This is a genomic window from Bradyrhizobium sp. STM 3566, from assembly GCF_045571445.1.
Classification (GTDB): domain Bacteria; phylum Pseudomonadota; class Alphaproteobacteria; order Rhizobiales; family Xanthobacteraceae; genus Bradyrhizobium; species Bradyrhizobium vignae.
Genome location: NZ_CP120692.1, coordinates 6,810,555 through 6,829,396, shown reverse-complemented (window position 1 = coordinate 6,829,396; position 18,842 = coordinate 6,810,555). Strand labels below are relative to the sequence as shown.

At 59.5% G+C, this 18,842-nt stretch carries 18 protein-coding genes; 14 read left to right on the top strand and 4 right to left on the bottom strand.

What is annotated here, in order from left to right; translation table 11 throughout:
* Nucleotides 1-456: 456 nt before the first annotated feature.
* From P6U27_RS32435 to fdxB, 13 genes are all read left to right on the top strand, one after another.
* Nucleotides 457-651 carry a 4Fe-4S binding protein gene (locus tag P6U27_RS32435; RefSeq protein WP_122405514.1) on the top strand — a complete coding sequence of 65 codons (195 nt, stop codon included), beginning with the start codon at nt 457-459 and terminating at the stop codon, nt 649-651.
* Between the two features lie 194 nt (nt 652-845).
* Nucleotides 846-2,342 (top strand): Fe-S cluster assembly protein SufB, encoded by a 1,497-nt coding sequence (gene sufB / locus P6U27_RS32430; RefSeq protein WP_407193338.1) that lies wholly within the window; start codon nt 846-848, stop codon nt 2,340-2,342.
* Nucleotides 2,343-2,404: 62 nt separating this feature from the next.
* A complete protein-coding gene (gene sufC / locus P6U27_RS32425; protein WP_407193337.1) occupies nt 2,405-3,157 on the top strand; it encodes a Fe-S cluster assembly ATPase SufC in 753 nt (250 codons plus the stop codon).
* A 19-nt stretch (nt 3,158-3,176) separates the two neighbouring features.
* Nucleotides 3,177-4,499, top strand: coding sequence for a Fe-S cluster assembly protein SufD (gene sufD, locus P6U27_RS32420; RefSeq protein ID WP_407193336.1), 1,323 nt, complete (start codon nt 3,177-3,179; stop codon nt 4,497-4,499).
* Complete coding sequence (locus tag P6U27_RS32415; protein ID WP_407193335.1) at nt 4,496-5,743, top strand: cysteine desulfurase; 1,248 nt, start codon at nt 4,496-4,498, stop codon at nt 5,741-5,743. Before sufD ends, P6U27_RS32415 begins: the two co-directional genes overlap by 4 nt.
* A 462-nt stretch (nt 5,744-6,205) precedes the next feature.
* A complete protein-coding gene (gene nifD / locus P6U27_RS32410) occupies nt 6,206-7,708 on the top strand; it encodes a nitrogenase molybdenum-iron protein alpha chain (RefSeq protein ID WP_407194522.1) in 1,503 nt (500 codons plus the stop codon).
* Between the two features lie 66 nt (nt 7,709-7,774).
* On the top strand, nt 7,775-9,331 hold the full coding sequence (nifK, locus tag P6U27_RS32405; RefSeq protein ID WP_407193334.1) for a nitrogenase molybdenum-iron protein subunit beta: 1,557 nt from the start codon (nt 7,775-7,777) through the stop codon (nt 9,329-9,331).
* 96 nt (nt 9,332-9,427) lie between these two features.
* Nucleotides 9,428-11,074: a nitrogenase iron-molybdenum cofactor biosynthesis protein NifE gene (gene nifE, locus P6U27_RS32400; protein ID WP_407193333.1), complete on the top strand. Its 1,647-nt coding sequence runs from the start codon at nt 9,428-9,430 to the stop codon at nt 11,072-11,074.
* A gap of 9 nt (nt 11,075-11,083) precedes the next feature.
* Entirely contained in the window at nt 11,084-12,493 is a 1,410-nt protein-coding gene (gene nifN, locus P6U27_RS32395) for a nitrogenase iron-molybdenum cofactor biosynthesis protein NifN (RefSeq protein WP_407193332.1), read from the top strand.
* Nucleotides 12,490-12,885 carry a nitrogen fixation protein NifX gene (nifX, locus tag P6U27_RS32390; protein ID WP_122405505.1) on the top strand — a complete coding sequence of 132 codons (396 nt, stop codon included), beginning with the start codon at nt 12,490-12,492 and terminating at the stop codon, nt 12,883-12,885. The genes nifN and nifX overlap by 4 nt, the downstream gene beginning before the upstream one ends.
* Nucleotides 12,886-12,891: 6 nt before the next feature.
* Nucleotides 12,892-13,368 carry a NifX-associated nitrogen fixation protein gene (locus P6U27_RS32385; protein WP_209295008.1) on the top strand — a complete coding sequence of 159 codons (477 nt, stop codon included), beginning with the start codon at nt 12,892-12,894 and terminating at the stop codon, nt 13,366-13,368.
* Nucleotides 13,365-13,565, top strand: coding sequence for a CCE_0567 family metalloprotein (locus P6U27_RS32380; RefSeq protein ID WP_122405503.1), 201 nt, complete (start codon nt 13,365-13,367; stop codon nt 13,563-13,565). The genes P6U27_RS32385 and P6U27_RS32380 overlap by 4 nt, the downstream gene beginning before the upstream one ends.
* A gap of 11 nt (nt 13,566-13,576) precedes the next feature.
* Nucleotides 13,577-13,873, top strand: coding sequence for a ferredoxin III, nif-specific (fdxB, locus tag P6U27_RS32375; RefSeq protein ID WP_407193331.1), 297 nt, complete (start codon nt 13,577-13,579; stop codon nt 13,871-13,873).
* A 319-nt stretch (nt 13,874-14,192) separates the two neighbouring features.
* On the opposite strand, the gene P6U27_RS32370 is transcribed toward fdxB, so the two are convergent.
* From P6U27_RS32370 to fixL, 4 genes are all read right to left on the bottom strand, one after another.
* Nucleotides 14,193-14,894, bottom strand: coding sequence for a helix-turn-helix domain-containing protein (locus P6U27_RS32370; protein WP_407193330.1), 702 nt, complete (start codon nt 14,892-14,894; stop codon nt 14,193-14,195).
* 258 nt (nt 14,895-15,152) lie between these two features.
* A complete protein-coding gene (locus P6U27_RS32365) occupies nt 15,153-15,587 on the bottom strand; it encodes a response regulator (protein WP_407193329.1) in 435 nt (144 codons plus the stop codon).
* A gap of 60 nt (nt 15,588-15,647) precedes the next feature.
* Nucleotides 15,648-16,265, bottom strand: a complete 618-nt coding sequence (fixJ, locus tag P6U27_RS32360; protein ID WP_407193328.1) for a response regulator FixJ — start codon at nt 16,263-16,265, stop codon at nt 15,648-15,650.
* Nucleotides 16,266-16,268: 3 nt separating this feature from the next.
* Nucleotides 16,269-17,786, bottom strand: coding sequence for a sensor protein FixL (gene fixL, locus P6U27_RS32355; RefSeq protein ID WP_407193327.1), 1,518 nt, complete (start codon nt 17,784-17,786; stop codon nt 16,269-16,271).
* Between the two features lie 204 nt (nt 17,787-17,990).
* On the opposite strand from fixL, the gene P6U27_RS32350 reads away from it, so the two are divergent.
* Nucleotides 17,991-18,824, top strand: coding sequence for a universal stress protein (locus tag P6U27_RS32350; protein WP_407193326.1), 834 nt, complete (start codon nt 17,991-17,993; stop codon nt 18,822-18,824).
* The last annotated feature ends 18 nt before the right edge of the window (nt 18,825-18,842 follow it).

Below are 18,842 nucleotides of genomic sequence, written 5' to 3'. Positions count from 1 at the left end.
GCCAGGTAATCCAAGGCAATTGAGAATGCGTCCCGCGGTTGGAGACGCCGACCGGCAGGCGATGAATGCGCGCATTGTTGTCGTGGTGTTGTCGATGAAGCCGCCGCCGCCCCGGTGAGTGGAACCATTAAGATGCGGCGGCGGGTCGACCTGACACACCGGCGGAGAACGTTTGGAAGTCGCGCGGCGCATCCATCATTGCCGCGGCATGGCGGCCTTAGGAAGGGTCGCAGATCGTTCCCTGACGCTGGCGAACGCAGTTCACCTAATCGCTGACTGCCATGAGATGCGCAACCCCACAAGCGACTGTCATGCGCGTTGTAGGATTCGCGACACGCAGTCGAGGCGGCGACTTGCGTCAGTAGAAAATAGCTCAAACAAAATCAATTTTAACCCTGGCACAAGACTTGAAGGCCAACAAACTGTCCCGCAACTTTCGCTCATGGAATCGCAGTGATGGCCTACAAGATAATCGCATCCCAGTGCACGGTCTGCGGTGCATGTGAGTTCGAATGTCCCAATGCCGCGATCAGCCTGAAGAACGACATATATGTGATCAATCCGACCCAGTGTACCCAATGTGAGGGGCACTTTGACGTGCCGCAATGCGCCGTCGTTTGCCCGGTGCCCGACACCTGCGTGCCGGCATAGGTGGAGTTGCCGATGAGAGGAGCTCCTGCGCGAAACGTTATGAAGACGGTATGGACAGCCGTCGCCTATTGGACTCGTCTTCTGTTTCTCTCACTCGCTGGCCCCGCGTCGGCGGCGCCTTGCGCGATCCACTCAGAAAGATCGCGGCGGAACCCTCACCGGCGGGAGTTGTCGTTGCGCCGACGGAGCGGGCAATGGTAGCTGTACAAGAGACGATCGAGCGCGTCCGGCGCATCGACGTCGATCAGTATCGATATGGCTTTGAGACACTGATCGAGTCCGACAAGGCTCCGAAAGGGCTGTCGGAAGACACCGTCCGCTTTATCTCCGCAAAGAAGAGTGAACCAGCCTGGATGCTGCAGTGGCGGCTGGAGGCCTATCGGCGCTGGCTGACCATGACGGAGCCGACCTGGGCGCGCGTCGACTATCCCAAGATCGACTTCCAGGACATCCACTATTATGCGGCACCGAAACCGAAGAAGACGGTCACCTCGCTCGACGAGATCGATCCGGAGATCCTGAAGACCTACGAGAAGCTCGGCATTCCCCTGCGGGAAGTCGCGATGCTCGAGGGTATCGAGCCCAAGGTGGGCGAGCAGGATCCGGCGCAGCGCAAGATCGCGGTCGATGCCGTCTTCGATTCGGTCTCGGTTGCGACCACCTTCAAGGCCGAGCTGAAGAAGGCCGGCGTGATCTTCATGCCGATCTCGGAGGCGATCCGCGAGCACCCGGAACTGGTGCAGAAATATCTCGGCTCGGTTGTCCCGACCTCCGACAATTTCTACGCGACCTTGAATTCGGCGGTGTTCTCCGACGGCTCGTTCGTCTACGTGCCGCCGGGGGTGCGCTGCCCGATGGAGCTGTCGACCTATTTCCGCATCAACGAGCGCAATACCGGCCAGTTCGAGCGCACGCTGATCATCGCCGACAAGGGCTCCTACGTCTCCTATCTCGAAGGCTGCACCGCGCCGCAGCGCGACGAGAACCAGCTGCACGCCGCCGTGGTCGAGCTCGTCGCGCTCGACGATGCCGAGATCAAATATTCGACGGTGCAGAACTGGTACCCCGGCAATTCGGAAGGCAAGGGCGGCATCTACAATTTCGTCACCAAGCGTGGCGACTGCCGCGGCGCCCATTCGAAGATCTCGTGGACCCAGGTCGAAACGGGATCTGCGATCACCTGGAAATATCCGAGCTGCATCCTGCGCGGCGACAACTCCCGCGGCGAGTTCTACTCGATCGCGATCTCGAACGGATTCCAGCAGGTCGATTCCGGCACCAAGATGATCCATCTCGGCAAGAACACGTCGAGCCGCATCATCTCCAAGGGCATCGCCGCCGGCAAGTCGCAGAACACCTATCGCGGTCTCGTCACCGCGCATCGCAAGGCGACCGGCGCGCGCAACTTCACCGCCTGCGACTCGCTGCTGATCGGCGACAAATGCGGCGCGCACACCGTGCCCTACATCGAGGCCAAGAACTCCTCGGCAACGTTCGAGCACGAGGCGACGACCTCGAAGATCTCCGAGGACGTGCTGTTCTACTGCATCCAGCGCGGCCTCAGCCAGGAAGAGGCTGTCGGCCTCGTCGTCAACGGCTTCGCCAAGCAAGTTCTGCAAAAACTGCCGATGGAGTTCGCGGTGGAAGCGCAGAAGCTGATCTCGATCTCGCTCGACGGATCTGTCGGATAAACACCCCGCGAGCCGCCTCGAATGCGGCTCGCCAGATGACGCGTTTCAGGGATCAGATCAGAATGGCGTTACTCGAAATCCGAGATTTGCATGTTGGTGTCGAAAACCGCGAAATCATTCGCGGCCTGCATCTTAACGTCAATGCGGGTGAGGTGCACGCGATCATGGGGCCGAATGGCTCCGGCAAATCGACGCTCTCGCACGTCATCGCCGGCAAGCCGGGCTATGAGATCACTGGCGGGCAAGTCTTGTTCAGGGGCGAGAACCTCTTGCGGATGGAGCCAAATGAACGCGCTGCCAAGGGCGTGTTCCTGGCCTTTCAGTATCCGGTCGACATCCCCGGTGTGACCACCACGAACTTCCTGCGGGCGGCACTTAACGCCCAGCGCAAGGCGCGCGGCCAACAGGAATTCTCCACCCCCGAGTTTCTGAAAAGAGTCCGCGAGGTCGCCGGGTCGCTGAATATCCCGCAGGACATGCTCAAGCGCGGCGTCAATGTCGGCTTCTCCGGCGGCGAGAAGAAGCGCAATGAAATCTTGCAAATGGCATTGTTCGAGCCGAGTCTGTGTCTCCTTGACGAGATCGATTCCGGCCTCGACATCGACGCGCTGCGTACCGTCGCCAGCGGCATCAACGCCTTGCGTTCGCCGGAACGAGCAATGATCGTGATCACGCACTATCGGCGGCTTCTCGACCATATCGTGCCAGACATTGTGCACGTGATGTCGAGAGGTCGGATCAGGAAGAGCGGTGGCAAGGAACTCGCGCTGGAGCTCGAGGCTTGCGGCTATGCCCAATTTGAAGACGCGGCCTGACGGCCTTAGGGAGTCCCCGATGAAGCAGGTTTTGGCCAAAGCCGACGCCGAACGCGCAACGGGCGATGTTTTCGCTGCGGCGCGTGGACGGCTGCCTGGTGTAGGCCTTGTCGCCCAAATCCGGGCGAGGGCATTCGACGTCTACAAGCGCGCCGGCCTCCCGCATCGGCGCATGGAGGATTGGAAATACACTGATCTGCGCGCCCTGATCGGCGAGGTGCTGCCACTCGCTCCGCGACCGGACGCGGAGGCGCTGGTGCGCGCAAAGGTGTCGGCCAAGCAAGTGGCTGCCGATCAGGCGGTCAAACTCGTTTTGGTAAATGGCATATTCGCGCCGGAGCTATCCGATGTCGGCAGGGTAGAAAATGGAGTCGTTGTTCGGTCGCTGCGGGAGGTTCTGGAGGATTCGGCCACTGGGGCTATGGCCGGTCTGGTGCTGTCCACGACGAGCGATTCGGCGATCTCGCTCAATGCCGCAATGGCGACGGATGGTCTGGTGATTACGGTCAACGACGGCAATGCGGTGAAGCGTCCAATTCAAATCGTTCATGTCGCAACCGGCTCGTCGGTGTCCACCTATACACGCTCCTATCTGCAGCTCGGAAAAGAAGCGCATGCGGCCATCGTGGAAAGTTTCGTCCCGGCTGAAGGCGCGAGCGGCTATCAAGCCAACGATGCGATGATCGCCCTGGTTGGTGACGAGGCAAGCCTTTCGTATATCCGGGTGGCAGCCGCTGCCTCAGACGCCGTGAACATCTCGTCGGCAATCATCGCCGTCGGCGCAAGGGCTAAGCTCGACCTCTTCAGCATGACCTGTAGCGGCTCCATCAGCCGCTATCAGGGATTCATAACGCTGACCGGCGAAGGAACCAAGCTCTCGGCGAATGGCGTTAATCTCGTCAGGGACAAGCTCCACGCGGACACAACGATCGTGGTCGACCACGCTGTGCCACATTGCACCAGTCGGGAGAAGTTCCGCGCGGTTATCGACGATTGCGGCCGTTCGGTGTTTCAGGGCCGAATCGTCGTTCGTCCCGCCGCCCGGAAGACGGATGCCACCCTGACCAGCCGAGCATTGCTCCTCTCCGACCAGGCCGAGGCCGACAACAAGCCGGAACTTGAAATCTTAGCTGACGACGTGGTCTGTAGCCACGGAGCGACATCGGGTGCGCTGGATGACACTCTCTTGTTCTATCTGCGCGCTCGGGGGCTATCCGAGAAAGATGCGCAGATGTTGCTGATTAAAGCGTTCATTGGTGAGGCGATTGAGGGGATCACGTCCGAGAATCTGCGCGATTTTGTGACAGTAGAAACTGAACGCTGGCTGCAGGCGCGGCGATGAGCGCACATCCGGCCGTGAGCGATGGCAGTTACGAGGTGAACCGTGTGCGTACGGACTTTCCTGCGCTCGCCATGACGGTGTACGGCAAGCCACTTGTTTACCTCGATAACGCTGCATCCGCGCAAAAGCCCAACGAGGTTCTTGACCGTATGATGCAGGTGTACTCCAGCGAATACGCCAACGTTCATCGCGGCTTGCACTACCTCGCTAACGCGGCGACCGAGGCGTATGAAGGCGCCCGTACCAAGGTGGCGCGGTTTGTGAACGCGCGTCTAAATGAAGAGATCATCTTCACCCGGAGCGCCACGGAGGCAATCAATCTAGTCGCGCAGACTTTTGGCCGCGAACGCATTACTCCAGGTGATGAGATCGTTCTCTCGATCATGGAACACCACTCGAACATTGTGCCATGGCACCTTCTCAGGGAACGACTCGGTGCAGTGATCAAATGGGCGCCAGTGGATGATGACGGAAACCTCTTGCTCGATGATTTTGAGCGACTGCTGACCCCGCGCACCAAGATGGTTGCAATCACACAAATGTCGAACGTGCTCGGCACGGTATTGCCCGTAAAAGACGTGGTGAGCATCGCGCACGCTCGTGGTATCCCAGTGCTGGTCGACGGCTCGCAAGGATGCGTCCATCTGAGCGCCGATGTCTGCGATATAGATTGCGATTTCTACGTCATGACGGGCCACAAACTCTATGGTCCGACTGGGATCGGTGTGCTTTACGGCAAGTCTGAACATCTGGCATCGATGCCGCCCTTCAATGGGGGCGGGGAGATGATCCGCGAGGTCTCGCGTTCCGGCGTCATTTATGGCGATCCGCCTCATCGCTTTGAAGCGGGTACGCCGCCGATCGTCGAAGCCATCGGGCTAGGCGCGGCTATCGATTACATCAATTCAATAGGCAAGGTGCAGATCCGCAGGCACGAGAGCGTACTGCTCGCTTACGCGCAGGAGAGATTGGCGGAGATCAATTTCGTGCGCATGATCGGGACCCCGGTCGACAAAGGACCGATCATTTCATTTGATATGAAGGGTGCGCATGCGCACGATATTGCAACCGTCATCGACCGCGCCGGTGTAGCGGTGCGGGCGGGGACCCATTGTGCGATGCCGCTGCTCAAGCGCTTCGGCGTGCTGGCGACGTGCCGTGCGTCACTCGGACTTTACAATACACGTGATGAGATTGATGTGCTCGTGCGTGCGCTTATCAAGGCGCGGCAGCTGTTCTCCTGACGGCGAGCCTACGATGTCCAGGTGGCAAGGCAGCTCGCATTGAGTCTGAGGATGAGGTCATGCACCTTATTGTCATCGCGGCAGGTAAGGACCTGTAGGTCGCAGCAAGAATAGATAGCATCGGCAGGCCTGTGTCGGCCAGCCGTCCCTGCGGCCGGTCTTGCTGTGCGGCGCCTTCGGCGAGCGCGATCGCAGGAGTGCTGCCATCGCGGGCACGCGCGAGAATTGGCGGGCAATTTCATAGCTAACCAGCCCTGTTCCATTTCGAACAGGGCCAAACCAAGAGATTTCTGCCCAAAGCGTGATGTCGGGTTCGCAACAAATCCCCCCGTCACCGCACGAGGCGCGCTAAGCGATTTTGATTGCTCTGTTTTTTTGCGCTCACGAGACGCTGGCATGCTGGTTGCAAAAGTCTTGGTCAAGAAGTCGCCGTCGCAACAGCTAACCTTTGAAGGACATCAGATGAGTCTCGCCTCGACCCAGAGCATCGCAGAAATCAGGGCTCGCAACAAAGAGCTGATCCAGGAGGTGCTGAAGGTCTATCCGGAGAAAACCGCGAAACGGCGTGCCAAGCACCTCAACGTTCACCAAGCCGGCAAGTCGGATTGCGGGGTGAAGTCCAACATCAAATCCATACCTGGCGTGATGACGATCAGAGGCTGCGCCTATGCAGGGTCAAAGGGGGTGGTCTGGGGACCGATCAAGGACATGGTCCATATCAGCCATGGCCCGGTCGGCTGCGGTCAGTATTCGTGGGGATCGCGACGCAATTATTACGTTGGCACGACGGGCATCGATAGCTTCGTGACCCTTCAGTTCACCTCCGACTTCCAGGAAAAGGATATCGTATTCGGCGGCGACAAGAAGCTGGTCAAAATTCTTGACGAAATCCAGGAGCTGTTTCCGCTCAACAACGGCATCACGATCCAATCGGAATGCCCGATCGGATTGATCGGTGACGACATTGAGGCCGTGTCGAGAGCGAAATCTAAGGAATATGGCGGCAAGACCATCGTGCCGGTCCGCTGTGAGGGCTTTCGGGGCGTGTCGCAGTCACTAGGCCATCACATTGCCAACGACGCGGTGCGCGATTGGATTTTTGACCAGGTCGAGTCCGATGGCAAACCAAAATTTGAGCCGACGCCGTACGATGTTGCGATCATCGGAGACTACAATATCGGCGGCGACGCCTGGTCATCGCGAATTCTGCTGGAGGAGATGGGCCTGCGGGTGATCGCGCAGTGGTCCGGCGACGGTTCACTGGCTGAGCTCGAGGCAACGCCGAAGGCAAAGCTCAACATTCTGCATTGCTATCGTTCCATGAACTACATCTCGCGCCACATGGAAGAGAAGTTCGGCATCCCCTGGTGCGAGTACAACTTCTTTGGACCTTCAAAGATCGCAGAGTCTCTGCGCAGGATTGCGGGCTATTTCGACGACAAGATCAAGGAAGGCGCCGAGCGGGTGATTGAAAAGTACCAACCGCTGGTGAACGCTGTGATCGCAAAATATCGCCCGCGCCTGGAGGGCAAGACGGTGATGCTGTACGTCGGCGGGCTCCGTCCGCGTCATGTGATTGGCGCATACGAGGATCTCGGGATGGAAGTCATTGGCACCGGATACGAGTTCGGTCACAACGACGACTATCAGCGCACAGCTCAGCACTACGTAAAGGACGGCACGCTCATCTACGATGACGTCAATGGCTATGAGTTCGAGCGCTTCGTCGAGAAGCTCCAGCCTGACCTCGTCGGCTCGGGCATCAAGGAAAAATACGTTTTTCAAAAAATGGGTGTGCCGTTCCGGCAGATGCACTCCTGGGACTATTCGGGCCCATATCACGGCTATGACGGCTTTGCGATCTTCGCACGTGACATGGACATGGCGATCAACTCGCCGGTCTGGAAGAAAACGAAGGCCCCTTGGAAGGAAGCTTCGAGGGCCAAACTCCTGGCTGCAGAATAAACCAACTCATCTCGCTCTGTGGGAAAGCCGGGGCGACACCAATCTCGATAGTGACGGATTTCAACAATGGCGCAGAGTGCCGAACACGTGCTCGATCACCTCGAGCTGTTCCGCGGTCCAGAATACCAGCAGATGCTGGCCAAGAAGAAGATGTTCGAGAATCCTCGCGATCCCGCCGAGGTCGAACGCATTAAGGAATGGACGAAAACGGCCGAATATCGCGAAAAGAACTTTGCGCGAGAGGCACTCGCGGTCAATCCGGCCAAGGCATGCCAGCCGCTTGGCGCCGTATTCGCCTCTGTTGGCTTTGAGGGCACGCTGCCCTTCGTCCACGGCTCGCAAGGCTGCGTGGCTTATTACCGCAGCCATCTGTCGCGGCACTTCAAGGAGCCGTCTTCCTGCGTCTCTTCGTCGATGACGGAAGACGCTGCTGTATTCGGCGGCCTGAACAACATGATCGACGGGCTCGCGAACAGCTACAACATGTACAAACCCAAAATGATTGCGGTCTCGACGACCTGCATGGCCGAGGTGATTGGCGATGACCTCAACGCCTTCATCAAGACGTCGAAAGAAAAAGGCTCAGTTCCGGCCGACTTCGATGTGCCATTCGCCCATACGCCGGCGTTCGTCGGCAGCCACGTCACCGGTTATGACAATGCGCTCAAGGGCATTCTTGAGCATTTTTGGGACGGTAAGGCCGGAACTGCGCCGAAGCTGGAGCGCAAGCAGAACGGGGCGATCAACATCATTGGTGGGTTCGATGGCTATACCGTCGGAAACCTTCGCGAGATCAAGCGCATCTTGGCGTTGATGGGCATCCAGCACACGATTCTGGCGGATAATTCTGAAGTCTTCGATACTCCGACCGACGGCGAATTTCGGATGTATGACGGCGGTACGACGCTGGAGGATGCGGCCAGCGCGATTCACGCCAAGGCGACAATCTCCATGCAGCAGTGGTGCACCGAAAAAACGCTGCCATTCGTGGCTGAGCACGGGCAGGATGTCGCATCGTTCAACTACCCGGTGGGCCTATCCGCGACGGATGACTTTATCGTCGCGCTGTCACGCATCAGCGGCAAGGAGATTCCCGAGCAACTCGCGCGAGAACGTGGCCGTCTGGTCGACGCCATCGCTGATTCTAGCGCGCATATCCATGGCAAGAAGTTCGCGATCTATGGCGATCCCGATCTTTGCTACGGGTTGGCTGCGTTTCTGCTCGAACTTGGCGCCGAACCGACACATGTGCTGTCCACCAATGGCAACAAGGCCTGGCACGAGAAAATGCAGGTGCTGCTTGCAAGCTCGCCATTTGGGCAGGACTGCCAAGCCTATCCGGGCCGAGACCTCTGGCACATGCGCTCACTCCTGTTCACCGAGCCGGTCGATTTTCTAATTGGCAACACCTATGGCAAGTATCTGGAGCGCGATACTGGAACGCCACTGATCCGCATCGGCTTTCCGATTTTTGATCGGCATCACCATCACCGCTCCCCCCTATGGGGGTACCAGGGCGGCCTGAACGTTTTGGTGAAGATCTTGGACAAGATCTTCGATGAGATCGACAAGAAGACGAACGTTCTTGGCAAAACTGACTCCAGCTTCGACATCATTCGCTGATGAGCGCCCGTGCCGTGCCATCGCCCAAGCACTCGACGATGGCACAAGCACATGACGGTCGACCATGCAATTAGCCCGCGCTGAGAGGAAAAAGGGATGAGTTCACTAGCGGCCACGGTCCGGAATATGTTCGACGAGCCTGGCTGCGCCAAGAACGGCAGTAAGTCGGAGGCTGAACGCAAGAACGGATGCACCAAGCAACTGCAGCCAGGTAGCGCTGCCGGCGGCTGTGCTTTCGATGGCGCGAAGGTTGCGCTGCAGCCGTTCACCGATGTCGCTCACTTGGTGCATGGTCCGATCGCGTGCGAAGGTAATTCCTGGGACAATCGCGGCGCGGCGTCGTCCGGCTCGAATCTGTGGCGCACCTCATTCACAACCGATTTGAGCGAAACCGATATTGTATTCGGAGGCGAGAAGCGGCTCTGCAAAGCGATCAAGGAGATCATCGACAAGTGCGACCCGCCCGCCATCTTCGTTTATCAAACCTGCATCCCGGCGATGATCGGCGACGACATCAACGCAGTCTGCAAGGCAGCATCTCAAAGGTTCACAAAGCCGGTGATCCCGATCAATTCCCCAGGCTTTGTCGGCTCGAAGAACCTCGGTAACAAGCTCGCCGGCGAGGCGTTGCTCGACTACGTGATTGGGACGCAAGAGCCGGATTACACTACGCCGTACGATATCAACCTGATCGGGGAATACAATCTTTCGGGAGAGCTCTGGCAAGTAAAGCCATTGCTAGACGAGCTTGGAGTGCGGATTCTCTCCTGCATCTCCGGCGATGGCAAATATCGGGAAGTCGCTTCATCTCATCGCGCGCGGGCGGCGATGTTGGTCTGCTCGAAGTCCATGATCAACCTCGCACGCAAGATGGAGCAACGCTACGGGATCCCGTTCTTCGAGGGGTCGTTCTACAGTATTCAAGATTCGAGCAAATCGTTGCGTCAGCTTGCCCGCTTATTGGTTGAACGCGGCGCGCCGACAGATCTGCTCGGACGCACTGAAGCGGTGATCGCGCGCGAGGAAGCGCGAGCCTGGGCTGCGATAGAGCCGTACAAGCCTCGATTTGAAGGCAAGAAGGCCTTGTTGATTACCGGCGGCGTCAAGTCATGGTCGGTCGTTGCGGCACTCCAGGAAGCCGGGCTCGAGTTAGTCGGAACCAGCGTCAAGAAATCAACCACGAAAGACAAGGAGCGCATCAAGGAGCTCATGGGGCGGGACGCCCACATGATCGAGGATATGACGCCGCGCGAAATGTACAAGATGTTGAAGGACGCAGAAGCGGACATCATGCTATCGGGCGGCAAGTCGCAGTTCGTCGCGCTGAAAGCGGCGATGCCCTGGCTCGATATCAATCAGGAGCGTTGCCACGCCTATATGGGCTATGTCGGAATGGTCAAGCTGGTGGAGGAGATCGACAAATCGCTCTCCAATCCCATGTGGGAGCAGCTACGTCGACCCGCACCATGGGAGCCATTGGCAAAGGCAGTGGAGCAGATGCAATCGCCGGTCGCCGCGATCGCCTGCGATCCGGCGTTCGCCGAAACCACGCGCCACGCGAGGAAAAACTGCGTGTGTAACACGGTCGATCTGGGCGCGTTTGAGGATGCAATCTACGCGCACGGCCTGAGGAGCGTCGCAGCGGTCAGAGAGCATACCAATGCGGTCGGTGACTGCTGCCAAAGACGCACCGAAGGGATCTTGGTGTCCGAGCCATCTGCCATGCGACAGGCCGCAGAATAAGGAGGCGTCATGGCCATTGTCACGGCGCCGACGAAAGCCTGCGCTGTCAACCCGCTGAAGATGAGTCAGCCGATCGGCGGCGCATTCGCCTTCATGGGCCTGCGTGGGGCGATGCCGCTTCTGCACGGCTCCCAGGGATGCACATCCTTCGGGCTCACGCTCTTTGTACGGCATTTCAAAGAGGCAGTACCGCTGCAGACCACCGCGATGAGCGAGGTCGCGACCGTGCTCGGCGGTTATGAGAATCTTGAGCAGGCGATACTGAACATCTACAGCCGTGCCAAGCCAAAGATCATCGGAATCTGCTCGACCGGTGTCACTGAGACCAACGGCGACGATGTGGATGCCTACCTCAAGCTAATCCGGGGCAAGCATCCGCAACTCGCAAACTTGCCACTGGTCTATGTCTCGACGCCTGATTTCAAGGGCGCGTTCCAGGACGGCTGGGAGAAGGCTGTGGAGCGCATTGTGGACGTGCTGGTGGAAGGGCCCAGTGCCAATGGGCTGCGGGATCCATCGAAAGTGAATGTTCTGCCGGGATGTCACCTCACGCCCGGCGATCTTGATGAACTCCGCGTCATAGTGGAGGATTTTGGCTTGTGCCCGTCCTTCCTGCCTGACCTGGCGGGATCGCTCGATGGGCATATCCCCGATGAGTTTACGCCAACGACCATCGGCGGCATCGGCGTCGACGAAATTGCGAGCATGGGCCGCGCCGGATGGACGATTGCAATCGGGGCGCAGATGCAGCGTGCGGCAGAGGTCATGCAGGTCAAGACCGGCGTGCCTTTTCGTGTGTTCGAGCGGCTGTGTGGTCTCGGTCCGAACGACGAATTCATGATGTTCTTGAGCGAGATCAGCGGCCGCCCCATACCCTTAACATATCGGCGTCAGCGCAGTCAACTCGCCGATGCAATGCTGGATGCGCACTTCCATATTGGCGGTCGCAAAATTGCTATCGGCGCTGAGCCAGATCTTCTGTTCGATCTGTCCGGCATGCTGCATGACATGGGCGCGCAGGTGACCGCGGCCGTGACGACCACTCAGTCGGAGGTGATCGAGCGGATCAAGACCAAGGAGGTCCTCATTGGCGATCTCGAGGATCTGGAAGCGCTTGCCAAGACAAACCATTGCGATCTGCTGATCACCCATTCGCATGGCAGGCAAGCGGCGGCTCGGCTGAAATTGCCCTTCTATCGTACGGGTTTTCCGATGTTCGATCGACTTGGTGCGGGACACCAACTGTCCGTGGGCTATCGTGGTACCCGCAATCTGATCTTCGAGATCGCCAACCTCGTGATCGCGCACCGCGAGGAGAACGATCAGCCTTCGCCCGATACATGGCGGACTGCGGCCGGACTGCCGCGATGCTCAGGCAATCGCAGCTCCACCGGCGCGGCCGGGAGGTCAATTGCATGAAGGTCGCGTTTGCCACTCAAGATCTGAGACGAGTCGATGCCCATTTTGGTTGGGCAAAGAATATCGCGATTTACGATGTCGCCCCTGGCGGGCACGTGTTTCTCAAAGCGATTGAGTTTGAGGGCGACCTTAAGGAAGACGGCAACGACGATAAGTTGGCGCCGAAAATCGAGGCGATCAAGGATTGCGCGATTCTTTACGTCGCTGCCATTGGCGGTGCCGGGGCTGCGCGAGTGGTGGCCAACAAGATCCATCCTATCAAGGTGAATAAGCCCGAAAGCATTCTGGTGTTGCTCGAAAAACTCGAGCGCGTCCTGAAGGGCACGCCACCTCCCTGGCTACGCAAGGCTATGGCAAAGGACCGACGGCGTACGTTCGACTTCGACGAATGAGGTGATATGACCACAAAACGAGAGCAGAAAGGCAGCGCCGTCGACGCGCCGTTCCTAAAGGAGTTAATTAAGATTTGGCGCGTTCACGGTATCAATGGAGCCTTGAAGGCAAAGAGCGATCTAGATCTGCTCGAACCCTATATTCTGGACGGAGAGAAGGGGCGCGCATTGCCGATTATCGGTGATCCTGATCCCGATACGCTGCGGCGCCTTGAGCTGTTCTTCCATGCGGTCGCCCTCTCGATCGAGAGGGCGACCGGCGTGTTGATCCAGCCGATTCTGAACCTGCAATATGAAGGCGTGGGCCGCGTGGTGCTGATCTCCGGGCGGCTGATCGTCGTAAATAAGCAGCTTCGGGATGGACATCGCTTCGGCTTCGATAACTTGGCAAAGCTCGCGGAGGCGGGCGACAAATATGTCAGCGACGGAATCGCCCTGATTCGGAAATTTCCAGACGTGGCGAACCATTGGGGATACTCATGAAAGATCGTGAAACACTGAAGGCCGAACTAAGGAAGGTGTCCGCCAAGGCGACGCAGGCCAAGATGGATCTGCACGATCTTTCGGAAGAATTGCCCATTAACTGGACCTCGATCATGGTGGTGGCGCAGAAGGCGTACGATGCTTATGCCGAACTTGAGCGCAAGAGCCTCGACTTGAAGGCGCTGGAAAATACATAAAGGGGCAATGCATGTCGTTTCAAACACGAGACGGACGCGACTGGACGCCACAATACCTGACCTCGATCGATGCCAAGAAGTGCATCGGCTGTGGCCGCTGTTTCAAAGTGTGCGGCCGAGATGTCATGACTTTGAAAGGAGTCAGCGAGGATGGTGAATTTGTCAACCTCGATGACGACGACGATGAGATCGAAAAGAAGACTATGGTTCTGAATGATCAAGGTGCTTGCATTGGGTGCGGTGCATGCGCCAGGGTTTGCCCGGCCAACTGCCAGACTCACGCTTCAGCCGTACCGGAAGCAGCGTGAGCGAACGCACTCGTCCTGTCGCGGCAGGCGAGATAAGATATAGGTGAGGAAAGATGCCATTTTGATCAGGTGAACTCAACGTGAGGACGGCGCGTTCAGAGCGGTCTCGATTAGACATCGAATAACTAAAGCGCAAGCATTGCCGGTGATGGTTGGGCGCCGGCTATGCTATGCCGATACAATAGGCGTTGCTCACAAACCACTCGTCTCCAAGATGCGCCTATTCGTAGAAGGCGAGCTGCGTCTAGCGCAGGACCAAGTGGATCGAAGTGCCCGTCACGATGGAATCTGAAGAGCATAGTTCAAAGGCAGGTAGCCACTACAAGGCGTCGATATTGCGCAGGCGCTGCCGGTTGCGAAGCTCGATCTGCCGTGCGCCGGAAAAGCCGAGAATGCCCTTTGAGTGAAGCTGCGAGAGCGCGCGCGAGACGGTTTCGAGCGTGAGGCCCAGATAGTCTCCGATGTCGCGGCGGCACATCGGCAGTGCCATCATGCCGGCTACTGCAAGGCGACGATCCATTTCGAGCAGGAAGGTTGCGACCCGCTCCATCGCGGTCTTGCGTCCCAGCAGCAGCATGTGGTCTTCAGCGTGGCGCAGCTGGCCGGAGGTCATGGCCCAGAGCTTGCGGGCAACGTGCACGTCGATGCCGGCGACCTTCTCCAGGCTCGCGCGATTTACCACGCGCACATTGGTCTCGATGATGGCTTCAGCGGTAAGGCGGTGGCTGGCGCCGGATTCGAGGCCGAACACGTCGCCGGGGAGGTGGAAGGCGCCGATCTGGCGGCGGCCGTCTGAGAGGAGCTTGTAAGTGCGGACCGCACCTGACACGACCTGGTAGACGTATTCGGCCGGCTCGTCCTCGCCATAGATCTCCTCGTCCTTGCGGTACGACAATTCGGTGGCGATCAGTCCGACATGGTCGGCGATGGCGACAAACTGGTCAGATGCGGGAAGTGCCGAGCCAATCTTGCCACGAACTTGCGTGTTGATTGCCTGGGTATTAATCGTTTGGGTCAGCATCCGCACCATCTCCGTTGTGATGACGGAGTTCCTACGCCGTGCCGGGTCGGTTGAAAAGTTCGCGTGATATCTTAAGGGCGTACCCTTACGTAGAACTCCGTAGGTCACTTGCAGGGTCAGATACCGCTCGAGGGCGACCAGATAGCAGCCCCAACTTGGAGTGTTGCCTGTATGACCAATCTTGGCCCAAGAGCGTGCTGCGAACCGATCTGGATTTTTGCGATCCCCCAGCTAGGTTCGCCGCACAGGGAGCGCGGTCTAGCGCCGCACCGAGTTTCCACGTCTGCTCTGGATCGCGTGGCGGATGCGCTTGACCAGGTTTTCCGCCAGAAGGGGCTTCAAGATCACGTCCGTGACGCCGGCGGCAGCGGCTCGAGGCGAGATATTTTCGTCCGGATAGCCCGTGATCAGGATCACGGGGGTTTCGCCGTACGACTGGCGCAGCCGGTCGGCGAGCTCAAGGCCGTTGATATCCGGCATCTTGTAGTCGATCACGTAGCAGTCAGCGCCAGGCTTGTTCATAGCACTTAGCAGCGCCGTGGCGTTCCGGAAAGTTCGCACCGCGAAGCCGTCGGTCTCCAATAGGAAGCGCAGCGATCGGAGCACGGCATCATCGTCGTCGACGACGTAGACAACCGGCTGTCCGGGTGCCTCCATTATCAGCCGATTACGATGGGAACCGATCTCGCTCATTGTGCTTGGTTTAGCACACGAGAAATGGGCCCGTGTTGACCTACCTCAAGACGGTTTGCCTTAATCCTTCACGATCCCGGCGCGCATGGCGAGTCGCACCAGTTCCGACAAGCTGCCCGCCTGCATCTTAGTCATCACATTGGCCCGGTAGACCTCGATGGTGCGCGGGCTGATGTCATAGTCGCGGGCGATCAGCTTGTTCGAGAGGCCCGCGACCAAGCCTTCCATCACTTGGCGCTCCCGCGGGCTCAAGGAGGCGACACGGGCGGCGATGTCCTGCGCGATGGCGTCGTTCTTGGCGGCCGGCTCGGCCTGGCGGATGGCGGTCTCGATCATCGCGGTGAGTCGGTCGTCCTCGAACGGTTTTTCCAAGAAGTCGACAGCCCGTAGCTTCATCGCCTCGACCGCGAGCGGCACATCGCCGTGGCCGGTCATGATCAGGATCGGAAACGACGATTGCTGCGCCTTCATCAGCTTCAAGAGCTCAATTCCGTCGAGGCCCGGCATCCTGATGTCGGACACGACGCAGCCGAAGCCAAGGCCGGGCAGGGCGTCGAGGAAGCCCTGCGCGTTGTCGAACAACGTGACGGCAAAGCCCGAGGACTCCAGCAGGAAGTTGAGCGAGTCCCGCATCGCCTCGTCGTCGTCGATGACGTAAACATGTCCCTTGGTCGTCATGGCTCAGGTCTCGTCGGCTGTCGGCAAGGTGAAGCGGAATGTTGCGCCGCCCGACGCGTTGCTTTCGGCGACCATGCGGCCGCCGTGAGCCTCGATGATCGAGCGGCTGATCGACAATCCCACACCCATGCCGGTCTCTTTGGTGGTGAAGAAGGTCTGAAACAGGTTTGGAATGACATCGTCCCTGAAGCCGGAGCCGGTATCCGACACTTCCACCTCGATCATCTCGTTACCAACGCGCCGATTGGTGACGACGAGCTCTCGTCGCTGAGACTGCCCCATCGCTTCCAGCGCGTTGCGGAATAGATTGACAAGCACCTGCTGGATCTGCACGCGGTCGGCGAGGACGAGATCAGAGCTCGGATCGATGATGAAGCGGAGCTGCACGTTCTGTTCGCGCGCGCCAGCAAGTCCGAGCGCGCCGGCTTCCTCGATCAGCTTGGAGAGGCTTTCGACCCGCTTCTCGGATTCGCGGCGAGAGACGAAGTCGCGCAGGCGTCGGATGATCTGGCCGGCGCGCAAGGCCTGTTCGGCGGCGCGGTCCAATGCACTCTCGATCTTCGGCGTGTTCGGGTCCTGGCTTCCGGCCAGGAGGCGTCGCGATCCCTTCATGTAATTGCTGATCGCCGCCAGCGGCTGGTTCAGCTCATGCGCCAGGGCCGAGGCCATCTCGCCCATCGCGGTCAGCCGCGAGACATGGACGAGCTCGGACTGCAATTCCTGGAGCCGGGCCTGGGTCTGCTGATGCTCGGTGAGGTCGCGGACGAAGCCGGTGAAATAAAGCTCACCGCCGCGCTGCGTTTGCCCGACCGAAAGGTGCATCGGAAAGGTCGTGCCGTCGCGGCGCTTGCCGGTCACGATGCGGCCAATGCCGATGATGTGCGGGTCATTGGTCTTGAGATAGCGCTCCAGATAGCCGTCGTGACGTGACTTGTCCGGCTCCGGCATCAGGATGCTGACGTTCTGGCCGATGGCTTCCTGCTTGCTGTAGCCGAACAATCGCTCGGCTGCGCTGCTGAACAGCTCCATGATGCCGCGCGAATCGATGACGATCATGGCGTCCGGCACCGTTTCGAGAATCGAGCGCAGATGATTCTCCTGGGCGCGCAGGGCTGCCTCGAGATGCTTCTCCTCGTTGACGTCAAGGAATATCCCGCTCAGATGGCGGGCGGTACCGGTCTCGTCCCGGATCACGGCGGCCCGGGCGCGGATCCACTGTCCCGCGCGGGAGGCGCCAGCCACCTTGAACGACACGTCGAGGCCGCCGCCGCGTTCGGAGACGCGCCTGATCGCGCTCTCGACGCGTGCGCGGTCTTCGGGTTCGATGCGTGACAGGAACGACTCATAGCTCGGCTGTTCGCCTTCCGCGACACCGAGCAGGGTCCGCGCAGTATCAGACCATTCCAAATCCCGCGTGGCCAGGTCGAAATCCCAGGTGCCGACGCCGAACCCTTCGATCCGGACCCGGAAATGCTCACCGCGGCTATCGTCCGGCGGATGCGTGACTCGGGTCGACGGCAACCGGGGCTCCCATTTCCGTGCGGCGGGCGTGGTGCCGCAACCCTGGCGGCAATTTCGCCCAAGGCCGGGCCGGAGGCAAGTTCCGATGTCTGTTTCCATTGGCGATGCCCGCGACACGCCGCCCGGCGATTTGATCTATCTCATCCCGCCGGGCGCCAACGCGGCTAGATTTCGCCGCGGTCATTGCCTTTTCGGAGCATCCCGATGACATACGCGACCGTGATGGTCAGCCTGGCGCTCGATCAGCCGAACGAGCCGCGTCTAGAGGTCGCGGGCGAGCTCGCTGAACGATTCGAAGCCGCCATTGTCGGCGTTGCAGCCGCGCAGTTCGCCCCGCCGCTCTATTTCACCGACAGCGCGGAGGCGCAGGGGCTGATTGATGAAGGCGAAGCGTCCATCAAGTGGCGTTTGGCCGGGCTGGAAGCGGAGTTCCGCGCCGCCACGAAGAATCGCAGCGGACATGCGGAGTGGCGCAGCGCACTGGATTTTCCGGCGCGGTTCGTCCTGGCGCAGGCGCGCTGTGCCGACATCGTCGTCAGCGGCGCACGCAGCCCGGCCTTCTCCGACGCCTTCGCGCGCGCAAGTCCCAAGGACCTCGTCATGCAGGTCGGTCGTCCGCTTCTCGTTGTTCCCGACACCGTCAACTGGCTCGACCTGCGCAACGTGCTGGTGGCGTGGAAAGATACGCCAGAGGCGCGGCGCGCGGTGGCCGACGCGCTGCCGCTGTTGCGCAAAGCGAGAGACGTCACCATTGCCATGATTCTGGAGCAGGGCGACGAGCGGTCGGTCGCGACGGCCGGCGTCACCGACGTTGCCGACTGGCTCGCCCGTCACGGCATCACCGCGACGGCGCGCATCTGCGAGGGCGCGCCGAACGAATCCGCCGCCGCGCAGTTGGAGAGAGTCGCCGGTGACCTCGGTGCCGGCCTGATCGTTGCGGGCGCCTATGGTCATTCGAGATTTCGCGAACTGATCCTTGGCGGCGTCACCCAGCATCTGGTCACGCAATCCGCGCGGAGCGTGCTGCTGTCGCACTGACGGCCGGCCGCAAAGGTC